Consider the following 16,154-nt stretch of genomic DNA (forward strand, 5'->3'; position numbering starts at 1 on the left):
AACCGGATATTTGAGCAGCACCTGTCGTACCTCGGTCGCCCCGACATTCTCTAGAGATCGAGCTCCAGCCGCGTCTCGCCCTTGGCCGGAACCGCGCAGCAGATCAACGCCTCGTCTTCGGCAACCTCGGCCGTCGGCTCCCTCACATAGGAGACCGCGCCCGCCAACACCTTGGTCCGGCAACTGCCGCAATTGCCGAGCCGGCAGCTGAACTCCGGCTGCAACCCGCGCGCCTCGGCAAGTTCCAGCAACGTCCCGCCCTCAGGCGCCCACCGCGCCTCTTTGGCCGATTGCGTGAAATAAACCGGCACCGACACATCCGCCGCCGCCCGAGCCTGCACCGAGGCAGCCTCGGCCGACACGCCGCCCGATCGCGCAACCGATGCCACGCCAAACGCCTCGGCATGGATCCTGCCATCGGCGACGTTAAGCCCACGCAGCCCGTCATAGACCGATTGCATGAAGCCCGGCGGGCCGCAAAGGTAGAAGTCGTAATCGTTGAACGGCAGCACGGCGCGCAGCAACGCCATGTCGATCCGCCCCTGCGCGTCATAGTCTCGCCCCTCGACCGCGCCCGAGACATCACCAAGCAGCCGGACCAGCCTGACCGCCCCGCCTGAGGCCGCGACGAGCGCACCGATCTCTTCGTCGAAGGCACGCTCGCCCTTGCTGTGCGCGGAATAGAACAGCCACACCGGCCGCATCCCGCGCTTGCGAAACCCCTCGTAGACGACGTGCCTGAGCATGGCGAGCAGCGGCGTGATGCCGATACCGGCCGCCAGCATCACCGCCGGCCGCGGCTCCGCCGCATCGATGCCGAACGCACCACCCGGGGCGCGCGCCTCGATGATATCGCCGACACCGATGTGGTCGTGCAGATGGCGCGAGACGACGCCCTCCCGCTTCACGCTGATGCGGTACCTGATATCGGACGGCGCGACCGACAGCGTGTAGGTCCGGATCAGCGGCCGATCTTCGCCGGGGACAGTCACGCGTATCGGCAGATATTGCCCGGCCGCATGCGCGATCAGCCCGCCGCCATCGACGGGCTCCAGGTGAAACGAGCGGATGCCGGCACTCTCATCGACAATCCGTGCCACCCGCAACGGCCGCCAGCGGCCCGCCATCTCCGCGGCGCTGATACGCCCGGCGGCGGCATTCCAGTCGCCGGTCATTAGCGCGTTCGGCGATTGCCCATCAGCGCGCGAATTCCACCGAAGCGGCAGCGCATCCGCCCGGTAGACGACCCGACGCGGGCGGAAGCGCCACAGACGCTCCGCACCCTGGAATGCGGCGATCTCGGGCGAATCCAGAACGACTTCGGCATCACCAGACAGTTGCAGCAGGTCGCCGCTGTCGAAATCGACGAAGACAAGCCCGGCGCGGCCATTGATGAGAATATTGCCGAGCGTGTTGAAGAACAGATTGCCGGCGAAGTCGGGGATCGTCAGAACCCCATCCTCGCCGATCCGCACGAAGCCCGGCTTGCCGCCCCGGTGCGAAACATCCACCTGCCGCTCGCCATCGTCACGATCGGCATAGGACGCCACGAAGAACGTATCCGACCTCGAGACCAGCGCCACCGCCCGCGCATCCAGCGCTTCCGAAACGACGGGCGGCACGGCCGAAAAGATTTCAGGCTCGCGGCTGAAGCCGAAATCGCGCAGCTGGATATATTGCGGGCAGTTGCCGTAGGACTGCCCAACGGTGACATCAAAGCGATCGCCAGTGCTGCGTGCGATCGTGCCGTTCAGCCGGTTGCGCCGGCGCGTCTGCAGCTCGATCCCGAGCATGCCGATCGCGTCGCCGTCCTCCATCCCGCGGTCGGCCGGATCGCCGGGCTCGCGCGCAAGCTTGACGCTCAGCGTGTGCACATCCGGGCTGTCGAGGAACCCAGGATAGTTCGCCCGCAGCGTCGCCCAGGCGTCACCATCTCTATCCACCGTGCCGAGCACGATGAAGGGGAGCTGCGGGTAGAACTGGCGGTGTTGCTCGATCAGGTGGTCGCGCAGCACGCGCGCGCCCACATCCTTCATGCGCGCCGCGACGCCGGCCTTTTCCTGCAGGGCAATCTCCCCGTCATGCCACGGGGAAGGCTTTTCAGTCTGCTTCAAGGCAAGCATGACATTCTCCTTCGCGGATTTGTGAGGATCGGCGGCGGCGCGTGGCCTGTCTCAGGCCGCGTCGGGAATACCGATCGCTGTCTTCTGGAATGGGCGGAATCCGGGCAGCGCCTCGATACGCTTCAGCCAGGCGCTGACATTGCCGTAGCGGAAGCGATCGACATTCCCCTCCGGCGCGCGGGCGATGTAGCTGTAGAGCGCGACGTCGGCGATCGTCGGTCGATCCGCCGCAATCCATGCCTTGCTGGCCAGCTCCGCATCGATCAGCGCCAGAATGCGGTGCGCGCGACCGATCACCTCTTCTGTGTCGAAGCTCGCGCCGAACACCGTCACCAGCCGCGCGGCGGCCGGACCATAGGCGATTTCGCCGGCAGCGACCGAAAGCCAGCGCTGAACGGAAGCGGCGCCCACGGCATCTTCAGGCAGCCAGTCCGACGCGTGCTTCTTGGCGAGGTAAACCAGGATCGCATTCGAATCCGCAAGCACCAGCCCATTGTCATCGAGCACGGGGATCTGCCCGAACGGGTTGAGCGCCAGGAAAGCGGGCTTCTTGTGCTCGCCACCGGCGAGATCGATGTCGACAATCTCGGCGTCGATCCCGGCAAGCGAGATGAACAGGCAGGCGCGGTGGGCGTGGCCGGAAAGCGGGTGCGAGTAGAGCTTCATGGAACTGGTCTCCGTTGATGTTGCCAGGGAGAATAATTGTTCCTGATTTCGTATGGAATTTCGATTATGAGAAAGTGACTGTTTCTCTGGATGGAATAAAGGCGGCGATATGGATCGGCTTCAATGCATGAAAGTCCTGGTGCGGGTCTCCGAGACGGCAAGCTTCGCGGAAGCGGCACGTCAGCTGCACATGAGCCCGCCCGCTGTCACCCGCGCGGTGGCCTTTCTCGAGGATGCCACCGGCGCGCGCCTCTTCGTGCGGTCGACACGATCGGTCAATCTGACCGAGGCCGGCCGCCGCTATGCCGATGACTGCAAGCGCATTCTGGCCGAGATCGACGAAGCCGAGGCCTCCGCCGGCGGCTCGCACGCGACACCATCAGGCATGCTGACGATTACCGCGCCGGTGCAGTTCGGGCAGTTGCACATCATGCCTGTCATGACCGAGTTTCTCGGTATCCATAAGGGCGTGACCGGCCGTGTTCTGCTCTTCGACAGGATCGTCAGCCTTGTGGAGGAGGGGATCGACGTTGCGATCCGCATCGGCCGCCTGCAGGATTCCGACCAGACGGCGATCAAGGTGGGAACCGTCCGCCGCGTCGTCTGCGGCGCGCCCTCCTATTTCGAGCGCCACGGCGAACCCAAGACACCCGCCGATCTCGCCAACCACGCCACGATCGTCAACACTGGATCATCGGCACCGCTCGACTGGCACTTCGCCCCCGACGGCGCCGCCGCAACGCTCCATCCGCGCCTCTATTGCAACACTGTCGACGCCGCGATAGCCGCCTCGGTCACCGGCTGGGGACTATCGCGCCCGCTCTCCTACCAGGTCAGCCGGTACGTTGCAGCCGGCCAGCTGCGGTTGACGCTCGGAGATTACGAGGAACCGCCGGTGCCGATCCATGTCGTCCATGCCGAGGGCCGCCACGTCTCGGCCAAGACACGGGCCTTCGTGGACTTCGCGGTGGCGAAGTTGCGGGCGTTGGAGATGTAGGTGGGCAAGCATAGCCCCAAACGCGAAAACGGCGCCTTGTGGGCGCCGTTTTGGGTACTTCAGGCGTTCCGCTATTAGCGGAAAGCGCGCGAAGCGATGTTGTGGATCTGGTAGCGGCTTACGCCGATGTCGGCCAGGGCCTGGTTGGAGAGGCTGCCGAGTTCGCTCAGGGTACGGCGGTAGCTAATCCAGCTCTTTGCAATGCGGATCGGGTTCATGGGTAGTTCCTCAAGATCAGTTCAGTGAGCGGCGCGATTGCCATCTCAGTGGTTGACGCTGATATAGGTGATCCCGGTCATATTGTGCAGTGCATTTATTAGGCTCCTGCCATGCAATTGTGCAATACGATGCACAGATAAAGCGCAAGTGTCACTTTTTGAGCAGGCGGGATGCTGGGCTGTGGCGCAACCCAGGCGTTAATGAGAGGTTAAGACAAAAGAAAACGCCCGTTGCCTGGTGGCAGCGGGCGTCTTGGTGAGGCGATCGGCTTGGGAGGAAGCGAACCGCCCTGAGATCAGTGAAGATATTAGCGAACGGCGTCGCGAGCAACGCGCTGGATGTCGGCGCGGTCGATGCCGAGGTCGTGCAATTCGCGGTTGGTCATGCGGCCAAGTTCGGTCACGGTCTGACGATACTTGCGCCAGTTGTTGAAAGAGCGAGAAATGTTCATGTCGATCCCCTTTCCGAGGGCTTGCGTCTGCCAGCTGCCGCCTATCGGCGCTGACCTCTATTTGATGAGCTGAATATATATTGCACTGCGAAGAGCTAACAGAGACAAGAATTCAACGCACATATGCAGCCGCTGCATTTCTCAAGCTGTAAATCGCACGATTTGGCCACGTTCTGGTCAATCAATAGGCAAAATGAGCAATCCAGCGGCGGCGGGGCGTGTGAGCTGCCCTGCGGAGGATAAAACGAAGACGCCCACCGGATGCGCAATCCGGCGGGCGTCCATACGTATGACCGGCAACGGGGAGGAGGATGTTGCAGGTCGATCGGGTTGTTTGGAAGGGAGGATAGATCCAAATCCCGATCATGTCGGCGGAAATCATATCCGAAGGCGTCCGGTAATCCGGTCCGGGTACATCCCGGCTGCGCGCATGCTCAATGGTTTTGAGTAAGAGTGCGATGCAGTATCTTGGCCGTCTCCATGCGCAATATGCATGGCATGAAGAAGCCTATGCGCAAAGTCTTGCCGGGCGATTAACGGTAGCTCCGAATGTCTGTGCCGAAAGGGTCTGTGAAGGAAATAACCAGGAGCCGTTTCCTCAATCGCTAAACCGCGTCTATAAGGTTGAAAATGAGGCGCGCCGGAGGGCTGTTTGCGCGCGATTTGCGGGGTAGGGCATGTATCGCGGACGTCTGGAGAGGGATTTGTCGCAGTGGGTCGGCAAGGGGTTGCTCACCGAGCAGACCGCCGATGCGCTGCTCAAGGAATATGACGGGCGTCCGGCAAGCTTCAGCCTCGGCAATGTGCTGATGATCCTCGCCGCCATCCTGCTCGGCGCCGCCATTCTTCTTGTCGTCGCTTCCAACTGGGAGGCGATACCGCGTCTGGTCAGGATGTTCTTCATTCTTGCGCTGATCTGGTCGGTCCATCTCGGCGCCGGTGCCGCCCTTGTCCGCGGCCAGATCGCCGCCGCCAACGCGCTGCTCGTCATAGGGACGCTCACCTTCGGCGGCGCCATCTCGCTGGTCGGGCAGATGTATCATCTGTCGGGCGACGAGCAGACGGTCATGTATCTCTGGTTCGCCATGGCGGTGGTCTCGGCCGTGCTCTTTCGCTCAGGCGTGGTGTCGGGCGTGGCGGGCTTCCTCGCCTGGGGCAGCTTCGGCCTTTATCTCAGCGGCTCCGACATGCGCCTGATGACGCTCGATTCATGGGCAGCACCCGTCATGGCGGCGATCGTCGTGGCCTTGGTGCGCTACACCGGCGCCGGCCGCGTGCGCCATCTGGCCTATCTGCTGCTGCTTGGCTGGCTCGCCTGGCTGTACACGCTGAATTCCGACCTGTGGCTGGCGCTGATCTATGTCATTGGCGGCATGGCGGTCTTCGTGCTGGTCAGCCTGCCGGTTGCGCGCCTGTCATCGCTGATCAAGGGCGCCGGTGCCGCACCCGCCTTCTATTCCTTCCTGCTTGCCGTCATCGGCCTGTTCCTGCTGCATGTCGAGCTCGATGCCAGCAAATGGGTTCTCCCGCTCGGCATCGTCACGCTCGCCGCCTCCGTGCTGGCGATCGCCTTGCAGGGGCGTGACAACGGCGCCGTCCGCTATCTGGCCTACACGGTCTTCGCCGTCGAAATCCTCTATCTCGGCTCGGTGACCGTTGGTTCCATCCTCGGCACCTCGGGGCTCTTCCTCTGCTCCGGCCTCTTCGTCGCCGCCGTGGCGTGGATCGTCATCCGTCTCGAACGACGATTTGCCGGCAAGGCCAGGGAGGCGGTCCGATGAGCATATTCTCCTTCAAGGGCTATTCGAAACGCCGCTGCGTCACCGCCGCCGTCACCGTGGCGCTGCTGCAGACGGCCGTGCTCGGCTATATCGTCCAGAGCCGCGCATCCGTGCTTCGCAATGGAACGCAGGTTCTGTTGAAGACCGCGCCCGTCGATCCGCGCGACTTCCTGCGCGGCGATTACGTGGTGCTGAACTACGACATCTCCTCCGTGCCGGTCTCCTCGATATCGGGCGCCATGCCGAAGGAGGCGGCCGAGCGCAGCCTTTGGGTGCGCATCAAGCCGGGCGACGGCGGTTTCTGGCAGATCGCCGAATCATCCTTCGACAAGCTCCCGCCAGCCGACGGTACGGCCGTGCTCCACACCCAGCCCTTCTATAGCTACGGCGAGACATCGCAGGCCGAAACCATCCGTGTCGAATACGGTATCGAGCGCTATTACGTTCCGGAAGGCGCCGGACATGCGCTGGAAGAGGCGCGCCGCGACGGTCAGGTGTCGATTGCTGCAAGCGTTGGCGCCAATGGCATGGCGCAGATCAAAAGCCTGCTGGTGGACGGCAAGCCGGCCTATGAGGAGCCGCTTTACTGAGTTTGACCGGTTGCGGGCGCAAGTCCGCGCGGCGGCGGGAAAAATCGCTGTCATTTGACCTTCATTTTTCCTTTGCCTCCTCCAAATCGGGTGATATAGAGACGCCGCGCTCCGGAAGGCCTCATGTGCAGGCATATGCATGCGGTTTTTGAGAACGCGGGTATGGTGAAATTGGTAGACACGCCAGATTTAGGTTCTGGTGCCGCAAGGCGTGGGAGTTCAAGTCTCTCTACCCGCACCAAAGCTGGCTTGCAGGCGAGGGACCGAAAACGGTGCCCCTCGATTGCCCGGAGCCAAGCGCCGTTCCGCTCACGCAGAACGAAGAAGAATTGAGAACAAGCCACGCCCGGCACTTTCCGGCGTCGTGCTCATCGAAACGAACGGCGTCTGGGCACGGCCGCCACGAATTGAAGGTAGGAAGACATGCAGGTTATCGAAACGCTCGCTGAAGGGCTGAAGCGCGAAATCAAGGTCGTTATCCCGGCCAAGGACATGGAAACCAAGATGAACGAGCGTCTTGCCGACGTGAAGGACAAGGTCCGGATCAACGGCTTCCGTCCGGGCAAGGTTCCGGCCGCTCACCTCAAGAAGGTTTACGGCAAGTCCATCATGGCCGACCTCGTCAACGAGATCGTCCGCGAACAGCCGACCTCCATTCTCGCCGAGCGCGGCGAAAAGTCCGCCACGCAGCCTGAAATCGCGATGACGGAAGACAAGGACGAAGCAGAACTGATCCTGTCGGCTCAGAAGGATTTCGAGTTCACGCTCTCCTACGAAGTTCTGCCCCCGATCGAACTGAAGTCCGTCAAGGGCGTCAAGATCACCCGCGAAGTCGTTGATATCTCCGACGAGGAAGTCAACGAGCAGGTTCTCAAGGTCGCTGAAAGCGCCCGTTCCTACGAGACCAAGAAGGGCAAGGCCGCTGACGGCGACCGCATCACCATGGACTACGTCGGCAAGGTCGACGGCGTTGCCTTCGAAGGCGGCACCGACCAGGGCGCCGAACTGGTTCTCGGTTCGGGCCGTTTCATCCCGGGCTTCGAAGAACAGCTCGTCGGCACCAAGGCTGGCGACGAAAAGACCATCAACGTCACGTTCCCGGCTGACTACCCGGCCAAGAACCTCGCTGGCGCTGAAGCCACCTTCGACGTTACCGTCAAGGACGTTGCTGCTCCTGCCGACGTTGAAATCAACGACGAACTGGCCAAGAAGCTCGGCCTGGAATCGGCTGACCGTCTGAAGGAAATCGTTCGCGGCCAGATCGAATCGCAGTACGGCTCGATGACCCGCCAGAAGGTCAAGCGTCAGATCCTCGACCAGCTCGACGAAATGTACAAGTTCGAGACCCCGACCTCGCTCGTCGACGCCGAGTACAACGGCATCTGGAACCAGGTCGCCAACGACCTCGCACAGTCCGGCAAGACCTTCGAAGATGAAGACACGACGGAAGAGCAGGCTCGCGAAGAGTACAAGAAGCTCGCTGAGCGCCGAGTCCGCCTCGGCCTCGTTCTCTCCGAAATCGGCGAAAAGGCCGGCGTCGAAGTGAGCGAAGACGAAATGCAGCGCGCCATCTACGAACAGCTGCGTCAGTATCCGGGCCAGGAAAAGCAGATCCTCGAATTCTTCCGCAGCCAGCCGGGTGCGGCCGCTTCGATCCGCGCGCCGATCTTCGAAGAGAAGGTCATCGATCATCTGCTGACCGAACTCGACGTCACCGACAAGAAGGTCACCAAGGAAGAGCTGCTCGCCGACGAAGAAGGCGAAGGCTCCGAGAAGGAAGCCAAGAAGGCCGCTCCGAAGAAGAAGGCTGCTGCCAAGGCTGAAGCCGCTGAAGGCGAAGAAGCTGCTCCGAAGAAGAAGGCCGCTCCGAAGAAGAAGGCTTCCGAGGAAGGCGCCGAGTAATCTCCGGCCAATCGATCCAACGAAAAACCCCGCTTCAAGCGGGGTTTTTTGTGCTCAAAATTTGAGGTCAGGCAACGCCGGCTCAGCCCGCCCGATGCGCATGCGTGAGCTCGTTGACCTTCTTGATATGCGAGACCGCCGCCTGTCCGCCCGCCGTCTTGGTGAAGAGCTCCAGCGTCTCGTCCTCGTGGTCACCAACAGGTGTCAATGCTTGGTCCATATAGGTCTTGGCGTTCCTGTCGCGTGAAATCATGAAGGCGGTGACCGCCAGCCGCGCGATCGTGCCGCCGAGCTTCAGATGCTTGGTGATCGTCTCGCCCACGAAGCGCGGCCAGAAGACCATGGCGCTCTCGCGCGGCAAGTCGGGCCGGCGCTCCGAGGGATGCTTCAAGCGCAACAGGCCGCTCTGCAGCGGATGCACGTTTTCGAGCGGCACGGTGGTGGCGAAGGACACCAGCACCTTGACCAGCCGCGCCAGCGGGACGCCCGTCGCCATCGCCCGGCGCAACAGCGTCTTCATATGATCAGGCGAATAATAGAGCGACCACGCCTCCTGATAGATGCTCTCCCACTCCCGCTTGCTCATCTTCGGATGATCGGTGCAGACATGTTCGACATCGTAGATGTTTAGGTCGGGATCCATCGCCACGCCCTTGCGGAACAGCGTCTGGTGATCTTCCGAGCCGGGCAGTGGGGTCAGCACGAAGAACTCGATCACGTCGAGCGGCAGCTCGTGCTGGATGATCGCGATATCGCGACGGATCGACTCCGGCGTGTCGGCCGGGAAGCCGAGAATGTAGCCGGCTAATGTCATGATGCCCTGCGCCTTCCAGGCAAGCAGCATCTTGCGATATTCGGTGATCTTGTTCTGGTTCTTCTTCGCCGCCGTCAGATTGTCGGGGTTGACGTTCTCAAGCCCGATGAACACGCGGGTGACGCCGGCGCGCTTCGATTTCTCGATGAAGTTGGGGATCTTGTGGCACAGCGTATCGACCTGGATCATCAGGCCGAGCGGAATGCCATCCTTTTCACGCAGCTGGATCAACCGGTCGAAGATCGCTTCCCAATCCTTGTTGCGGGCGAAGTTGTCGTCGGTGATGAAGAACTTGTGGATGCCCTGCGCCCAGTTCATCCGCACCAGCTTTTCGACGTCATCGGCCGTGCGGAAGCGCGACTTGCGGCCCTGCACGTTGATGATGGTGCAGAAGGAGCATTGGTAGGGACAGCCGCGACCGGCATCGAAGCTGGTGCTCAAGCCCAGCGTCTGCGCGACATTGATCTTCGGCAGGAACGGAACGGCGGCACCCTCGATGCTCGGCAGGTCGTTCATGAAATTGTAGAGCGGCGCCAGCGCACCGGATGCCGCGTCCTGCAGCACCTTGTCCAGTCGCCCCTCGACTTCGCCGGCGAACATCGAAATGCCCATCTCGCGGCATTCGTCGAGCCCCACGGCGTGGCCGTCGAGCATCGAGAGACAGCCGGAAACGTGAAAGCCGCCCATCGCAACAGGAATGCCGGCATCGCGGAAAGGCCGGGCGATGTCGAGCGCGCGCGGATACTGGTTCGATTGCACGCCGACCAGCGCGACCATGCCGAAATTGCCGTTGGCTTTCAGCTGCCGCAACAATGCGGATGTGTTCACCCGCGTATTGGTCTCGTCGATGACAGTGATGTCGATGTCGACACCGGGTCCGAGCACTTGCCGCTCGGCGCAATCGGCGGCAATTCCGTAGAGAGCCGCCAGCGAGTTGGAGGGGATCATCGCCCGCCACCAGCGGATGACGTAGCCGTCGTCGTCATAGTGCGACGGCTTGATGAGGATGAGCTGGAAATTCCGGTCAGTCTTCTCGGATAGTTCGCGCACGGTCACTCGCTGATTAGAGAGCCCCCCAGTGACGTAAACGCTATCAGACGCAGCCGATTATACAAGCTGCGCCTATTACGAGGTTGTCAGGCGTCGAAACGCCCTCGTGGAGCCCGTCAACAAACGAGCTGATGTGCTTGATTGTGCTTAAGGCCACGGCGGATCAGCGCGGCGTCAAGCGAAAATCTCAGAGCTCCGACTTGATATCGCCCATCCGGTTCCAGGCATCGAGGCCGGCGATCTTGTAGGCTTCGGCGAGAGTCGGGTAGTTGAACGTGTTCTCGACGAAATACTCGACCGTTCCCTTGAGGTTCAATACGGCCTGACCAATATGCACCAGCTCCGTCGCGCCTTCGCCGACGATGTGGACGCCGAGCAGGCGGCGTGTCTTGAGCGAGAAGATCAGCTTCAGGAGACCGGTATCGAGACCCATGATATGGCCGCGCGAGGTCTCGCGGAAACGGGCAATGCCGCATTCATAGGGAATGCCGCGTTCCTTCATCTCTTCTTCCGTCAGGCCGCAGGTCGAAATTTCCGGTACGGCATAGATCCCGTAAGGGAAGTATTTCGGCGGCTCTTTGGCGACGGCGCCGACGGCAACGCGCGCCGCGATACGGCCCTGTTCCATCGAGGTGGAAGCGAGGCTCGGGAAGCCGACGACGTCGCCGGCGGCGTAAATGCCGGGCACCGATGTTTCGAACGTCTCGGGATTGACCTTTAGGCGGCCACGGCTGTCGGCCTCCAGGCCCGCAGCCTTCAGGTTCAGCGCATCGGTGGCGCCCATGCGGCCGGCCGCGAAGAGAACCATGTCGGTCACCAGTCGGCGACCATTGTCGAGGATGAGCTCGACCTTGCCGTCATCGAGCTTGGTGACCTTCTCCGCCTTGGTGCCGAGCATGATCTTCATGTTGCGGTCGCGCAGCTGGTAGGTGAAGTCCTCGACGATTTCCTTGTCGATGAAGTCGAGCATCGTCGACTTCGGGTCGATCAGCGTAACAGCGGTATCGAGCGCGCTGAAGATCGTCGCATATTCGATGCCGATGACGCCGGCGCCGATCACGACCATGGAGCGCGGCAGTTCCTCGATGTCGAGAAGCTCATCGCTATCGAGAACCGTTCTGTTGTCGAAGGGGATATAATCCGGGCGGAACGGCTTGGTGCCGACGGCAAGCAGGATGCTGGCGGCAGAGACGCGCATGACTTCGCCGTCATCCTTGACGATCTCGAGCGTCGAGGCATCGATGAAGCTCGCCTTGCCGCGCAGGTGCTGCACGCGGTTACGCGCGAACTGGTGCTCGAGTACCTCGACTTCATGGTCGAGCGTGATCAGCAGGCGGCGGCGCAGGTCCTCGGCGCTGATCTCCTGCTTCACCCGGTAGGCCTTGCCGTAGAAGCCGCGCTCGCGCCAGCCGGAGAGATTGAGCGCCGTCTCGCGCAGCGTCTTCGAGGGGATGGTGCCGGTATGGACGGAGACGCCGCCGACGCGCTTGCCCTGCTCGATGACGAGCACCTTCTTGCCGAGCTTGGCGGCCTGAATAGCACCACGGCGACCGGCCGGGCCGCTCCCCACAACAACGAGATCGTATTGAAACATGGAAGCGGGCCCCGGTTGAAAAGCTGGAATCATATTGCGACGCAAAATGGCGCGTTCACAGGTATCCGGTCAATGTTGCAGATTGATTTACGGCCCAATATTAGGAATGAGCGAGACGAAATAAGGGCGGCGGTGTCGGTGCTGCAGGATAACTTGCCATATGGGCGGTCACCGATCATCAGAAGGAACGGGTAACTCCAGAATAGCGGATCCGACCTGCGCGGGGAAAATCGCGGCGGCGATTTCAGATCAACCGCAACCCCTTCAGGCTGGCATGCCCGTCCTTGCCGATGATGATGTGGTCGTGCACCGTGATCCCGAGCGGCTTGGCCGTGTCAATGATCATCTTCGTCATGTCGATATCGGCACGCGACGGGGTAGGGTCGCCTGACGGGTGGTTGTGCACCAGAATGATCGCGGTGGCTGAAAGCTCCAGTGCCCGGCGCACAACCTCGCGCGGATAGACTGGCGTATGATCGACCGTGCCATGTCCCTGGACTTCGTCGGCGATCAGTGCGTTGCGCTTGTCGAGGAACAGGATGCGGAACTGCTCGCGGGTCTCATGCGCCATGGCGGCGTGGCAGTATTCAATGACAGACGACCACGACGACAGCACCTGCTTGCCGCGCAGCTCGCTCTTCAGCGTCCGATGCGCGATGGTCGAGATCAGCTTCAGATCGAGCGCCACCGCCTCGCCGACGCCCTTCACTTCCTGCAGCAGCGCGATCGGCGCGCCGAAGACGGCGGCGAGCGAGCCGAAGCGGTCGAGCAGCGCCTTGGCGATCGGCTTGGTATCGCGGCGCGGGATCAGCCGGAACAGCATCAGCTCCAGCATTTCGTAATCGGCAAGCGCGGTATCGCCGTGATCGCGGAAGCGTTGGCGCAGCCGCTCGCGGTGGCCGTGGTAATGCTCTTCCTTGGCAGGCGAGGGCCGGAGTGCGGCGGGCTTGCCGGCCTGCTCGGCGAAGAAGGACCGCTCGTCCATGCCATCGTCCTCATCCGCCGCGAAAGGCAGCTCCAGGTCTTCGGAATGGGGAACCGGTCCTTTTGCCATCAGCGGCTCATTTTGTGAGGGGTGGCAGGCCCGGGCGGTCGAGCCCGCCGGGCGACAGCGTGAAGATCTCGCAGCCATCGGCCGTGACGCCGACCGTGTGCTCGTATTGCGCAGACAGCGACCGGTCGCGGGTGACGGCGGTCCAGCCATCGGCCAGCACCTTCACATGCGGGCGGCCGAGATTGATCATCGGCTCGATCGTGAAGATCATGCCTTCGCGCAGCTCCGGCCCTTCGCTGGCGCGGCCGTAATGCAGGATATTCGGGCTGTCGTGAAACAGCGCGCCGACCCCATGGCCGCAGAAATCGCGCACGACGGAGCAGCGTTCGGCCTCGGCATAGGTCTGGATCGCCTCGCCGATGGCGCCGGTGCGGGCACCGGGGCGCACGGCCGCAATCCCGCGCATCAGCGATTCATAGGTCACCTCGAGCAGCCGCTCGGCGGCGCGCTTGACCGTGCCGACGGTGTACATGCGGCTGGAATCGCCATGCCAGCCATCGACCACATAGGTGACGTCGATATTGACGATGTCGCCTTCGCGCAGCGGCTTGGCATCCGGAATGCCGTGGCACACGACATGGTTGATCGAGGTGCAGGTGGATTTCGTATAGCCGCGGTAATTGAGCGTCGCTGGAACAGCGCCATTCTCAAGCCCAAAATCGAAAACGAAGCGATCGATCGCATCGGTCGTCACACCCGGCTTGACGATATCATCAAGCGCATCGAGACACCGCGCGGTGACCTGGCACGCCTTGCGCATGCCCGCGAAGGCATCGGCGCCGTAGAGCCTGATGGCGCCCGTATTCTTGGATGGCGCGGAGGAGGCTTCGATATAGTTTACCATTGCGGGGGCCTTAGCGGAAATTGTCGTCATTCATAATGCAGCTATGCCGGGTTCGTCCATTGCGATCAATGGGGGAAGCGCATTTAAGCTGTCACGCCTTCATCGCACGCTGCCATCTCATCGGCACCCGATCGAGCCGCCCGGCACCAGCAAGCCGGAAAACGAAAACGGCGCCCTTGCGGAGCGCCGTTCGCAGTCCTGCCGAGGCAGAAACCAGTATTAGTTGGCCGAGATGTTGACGGCCTTCGGGCCCTTGCCCATGCGATCCGGCTCGGTGTCGAAGGTAACCTGCTGGCCTTCGCGGAGCGACTGGATGCCGGAAGCCTGGAGAGCGGAGATGTGAACGAATACGTCCTTCGCACCGCCATCAGGAGTGATGAAACCAAAACCCTTGTCCTGGTTGAAGAATTTTACGACGCCTTTGGTGGCCATTGGGATAGGTCCTTTTCCCTGTAGTCTGTCTGGTATCCATCCCCCCGAGAGGAAATGGACGGCTTTCACTTTCGCGCTCCCTCATCTTAACTCAGAACGCGAAGGGTCAGTCGAGTAGTTCACGAACGGGGAAAGAACGTCTACGCGCGTGAAGGTCCCCCCACGCCGCCCCTCAAAGAAGGGCTCAGCCACATCAGTCCAGTCACCGGCATGCAAATGCCCGAGTACACAATTGGTGCCAGTAAACGGAGCAAAATGCAAGCGACATTATTCTGACACCAGCCGCTCCAAAGCGGGAATGGCCAAAGATTCAAACACTTGACGATTGGTAACGCTGAGCCGGTATCGCTGCCCCATTCCGGGAATGCGTACCGGAACGGCACGTTCACATCCCCAATTCGTGCGAATGCCCAACTGTTGGGCGACTGCCCGCTAAACGCGAGCGGAATTCCCGGTAGGCGCGAGTGCGATCAGCGGGCGGCGCCGGCGCTGAGTTTGTGCTGCACCATGTCGGCACTCCCACGCACATAGGAGACGGCAGGCTTGCCGGCGGCATCGGCGGCCGCGTAGGCGATGATCGTCAAGTCTTCCTCATAGGTCGAGACATAGAGCACCTGGGCCGGATTGACGTAGATCGTGTGATTGTGGGTGTTCTTGAAGCCGACGAATGCCATAAAAGTCTCCTACCTGTCGCCTGCAGAGATATGCCACGCGGGCGTTGACGCAAGTTTAACGCGATGTCGGCGGGCAGGGCGGGGCGCCGGGGGCGGTAGCGATCGCGATCGCATCAGGGTGTGGCCTGCGCTTCCTCCTGCGGGTGCTCGAAGACCGGTGGCGCTTTCTCGGCGATAAGGGCAAGTGTCTCATCAAGGCAGGCGAGCGCCCGGGCGTCGCCGGCAAGGCAATCACGGACGACCGACACCGTATGGCCGCGCAGGTCCGGCGGCAGGAGGTCAAGGAGCCGGAACATCGCGCCGTGCTCTCCATCGCGAGCATCGGCGCAGGCCATCCCGGCCCAGCCGAGATAGTCGCTGAAGCAGGGTGTGTATTCCGAGGGCAGCGTATGGACGCAGGCGAGCTTGCATCCCTTGACGGCGATGCGCTGGCAGGCGCGAGCGCGGCGGCAGCGGTTGATCGGGCAGGTTACGACCGGCATGGACAGCAGCTCCGATGTCCTCGCCGCCAGCGCAATGATCAACTCGAGACCGAGGCGGTCCTTAAGGTCCTTGCCGGGATTATCATGAGGGTGCTGCGGCATTGCGGTCCTCTTCGGCTCCGGCGCGCGGCGACGCCGTCACGCGGCTGGTTTCACCCGTGGTTTGCTGGTTCAGGCTTCACTCGGACGGGGTGCTGGAAATCACCTCGATAGAGTAAAAAATATGGTGCTTTCCGGCACCCCGTTCAGCGGTTTATGAACGCAACTCCGGTCTCTCTGCCTTTCCGCCCAACTTCGCGGCGGAACCATGTGTGCCTCACAGGCACGTCCGGGCTCAACTCGGGCCCATCTTGCGACGGAACCCGCCGTCACCGGAGGGAGACCATTTTCTGCGAACCCCGGATGAGAGAGCTTGCGTCCTCCTCAAACACCCAGCGCCGACCCCACCTCGCCGGCACGCCTGCCGGTGTATCCGATGACG

15 protein-coding genes and 1 tRNA gene are annotated in these 16,154 nt (G+C 62.0%); 5 read left to right on the forward strand and 11 right to left on the reverse strand.

Annotation, left to right across the window (positions count from 1 at the left end; genetic code table 11):
- Nucleotides 1-50: 50 nt before the first annotated feature.
- Complete coding sequence (locus tag J5286_RS08625; protein ID WP_209189943.1) at nt 51-2,123, reverse strand: 2Fe-2S iron-sulfur cluster-binding protein; 2,073 nt, start codon at nt 2,121-2,123, stop codon at nt 51-53.
- 51 nt (nt 2,124-2,174) lie between these two features.
- Nucleotides 2,175-2,789, reverse strand: coding sequence for a glutathione S-transferase family protein (locus tag J5286_RS08630; protein ID WP_209189944.1), 615 nt, complete (start codon nt 2,787-2,789; stop codon nt 2,175-2,177).
- 109 nt (nt 2,790-2,898) lie between these two features.
- On the opposite strand from J5286_RS08630, the gene J5286_RS08635 reads away from it, so the two are divergent.
- The gene (locus tag J5286_RS08635; RefSeq protein ID WP_209189945.1) at nt 2,899-3,786 is read left to right on the forward strand and encodes a LysR family transcriptional regulator; all 888 of its coding nucleotides are present in this window, start codon (nt 2,899-2,901) and stop codon (nt 3,784-3,786) included.
- 74 nt (nt 3,787-3,860) lie between these two features.
- Here the strand turns inward: J5286_RS08635 and J5286_RS08640 are convergent, their stop codons facing one another.
- Nucleotides 3,861-4,004, reverse strand: coding sequence for a DUF1127 domain-containing protein (locus J5286_RS08640; protein ID WP_018900063.1), 144 nt, complete (start codon nt 4,002-4,004; stop codon nt 3,861-3,863).
- Between the two features lie 308 nt (nt 4,005-4,312).
- The gene (locus J5286_RS08645) at nt 4,313-4,456 is read right to left on the reverse strand and encodes a DUF1127 domain-containing protein (RefSeq protein WP_018900062.1); all 144 of its coding nucleotides are present in this window, start codon (nt 4,454-4,456) and stop codon (nt 4,313-4,315) included.
- Nucleotides 4,457-5,133: 677 nt separating this feature from the next.
- Here J5286_RS08645 and J5286_RS08650 point away from each other — a divergent pair.
- From J5286_RS08650 to tig, 4 genes are all read left to right on the forward strand, one after another.
- The gene (locus tag J5286_RS08650) at nt 5,134-6,237 is read left to right on the forward strand and encodes a DUF2157 domain-containing protein (protein ID WP_209189946.1); all 1,104 of its coding nucleotides are present in this window, start codon (nt 5,134-5,136) and stop codon (nt 6,235-6,237) included.
- Nucleotides 6,234-6,827 carry a GDYXXLXY domain-containing protein gene (locus tag J5286_RS08655; protein ID WP_209189947.1) on the forward strand — a complete coding sequence of 198 codons (594 nt, stop codon included), beginning with the start codon at nt 6,234-6,236 and terminating at the stop codon, nt 6,825-6,827. Before J5286_RS08650 ends, J5286_RS08655 begins: the two co-directional genes overlap by 4 nt.
- Nucleotides 6,828-6,983: 156 nt before the next feature.
- Nucleotides 6,984-7,068, forward strand: a tRNA-Leu gene (locus J5286_RS08660).
- A 182-nt stretch (nt 7,069-7,250) separates the two neighbouring features.
- Entirely contained in the window at nt 7,251-8,729 is a 1,479-nt protein-coding gene (gene tig / locus J5286_RS08665; protein WP_209189948.1) for a trigger factor, read from the forward strand.
- A gap of 82 nt (nt 8,730-8,811) precedes the next feature.
- Here tig and J5286_RS08670 read toward each other — a convergent pair whose 3' ends face one another.
- The 7 genes from J5286_RS08670 to J5286_RS08700 all read right to left on the reverse strand — a co-directional run bounded on the left by J5286_RS08670 (nt 8,812) and on the right by J5286_RS08700 (nt 15,775).
- Complete coding sequence (locus J5286_RS08670; RefSeq protein ID WP_209189949.1) at nt 8,812-10,593, reverse strand: B12-binding domain-containing radical SAM protein; 1,782 nt, start codon at nt 10,591-10,593, stop codon at nt 8,812-8,814.
- Nucleotides 10,594-10,780: 187 nt separating this feature from the next.
- On the reverse strand, nt 10,781-12,187 hold the full coding sequence (sthA, locus tag J5286_RS08675; protein ID WP_112941440.1) for a Si-specific NAD(P)(+) transhydrogenase: 1,407 nt from the start codon (nt 12,185-12,187) through the stop codon (nt 10,781-10,783).
- A 244-nt stretch (nt 12,188-12,431) separates the two neighbouring features.
- Entirely contained in the window at nt 12,432-13,241 is an 810-nt protein-coding gene (gene radC, locus J5286_RS08680) for a RadC family protein (RefSeq protein ID WP_112983095.1), read from the reverse strand.
- Nucleotides 13,242-13,248: 7 nt separating this feature from the next.
- Nucleotides 13,249-14,085 carry a type I methionyl aminopeptidase gene (gene map / locus J5286_RS08685; RefSeq protein ID WP_018900055.1) on the reverse strand — a complete coding sequence of 279 codons (837 nt, stop codon included), beginning with the start codon at nt 14,083-14,085 and terminating at the stop codon, nt 13,249-13,251.
- 219 nt (nt 14,086-14,304) lie between these two features.
- Nucleotides 14,305-14,517: a cold-shock protein gene (locus tag J5286_RS08690; protein ID WP_018900054.1), complete on the reverse strand. Its 213-nt coding sequence runs from the start codon at nt 14,515-14,517 to the stop codon at nt 14,305-14,307.
- Between the two features lie 470 nt (nt 14,518-14,987).
- Complete coding sequence (locus tag J5286_RS08695; protein WP_209189950.1) at nt 14,988-15,191, reverse strand: hypothetical protein; 204 nt, start codon at nt 15,189-15,191, stop codon at nt 14,988-14,990.
- Between the two features lie 113 nt (nt 15,192-15,304).
- On the reverse strand, nt 15,305-15,775 hold the full coding sequence (locus J5286_RS08700; protein WP_209189951.1) for a hypothetical protein: 471 nt from the start codon (nt 15,773-15,775) through the stop codon (nt 15,305-15,307).
- Nucleotides 15,776-16,154 lie beyond the last annotated feature (379 nt).

This window comes from Rhizobium sp. 16-488-2b, assembly GCF_017741815.1.
Classification (GTDB): domain Bacteria; phylum Pseudomonadota; class Alphaproteobacteria; order Rhizobiales; family Rhizobiaceae; genus Rhizobium.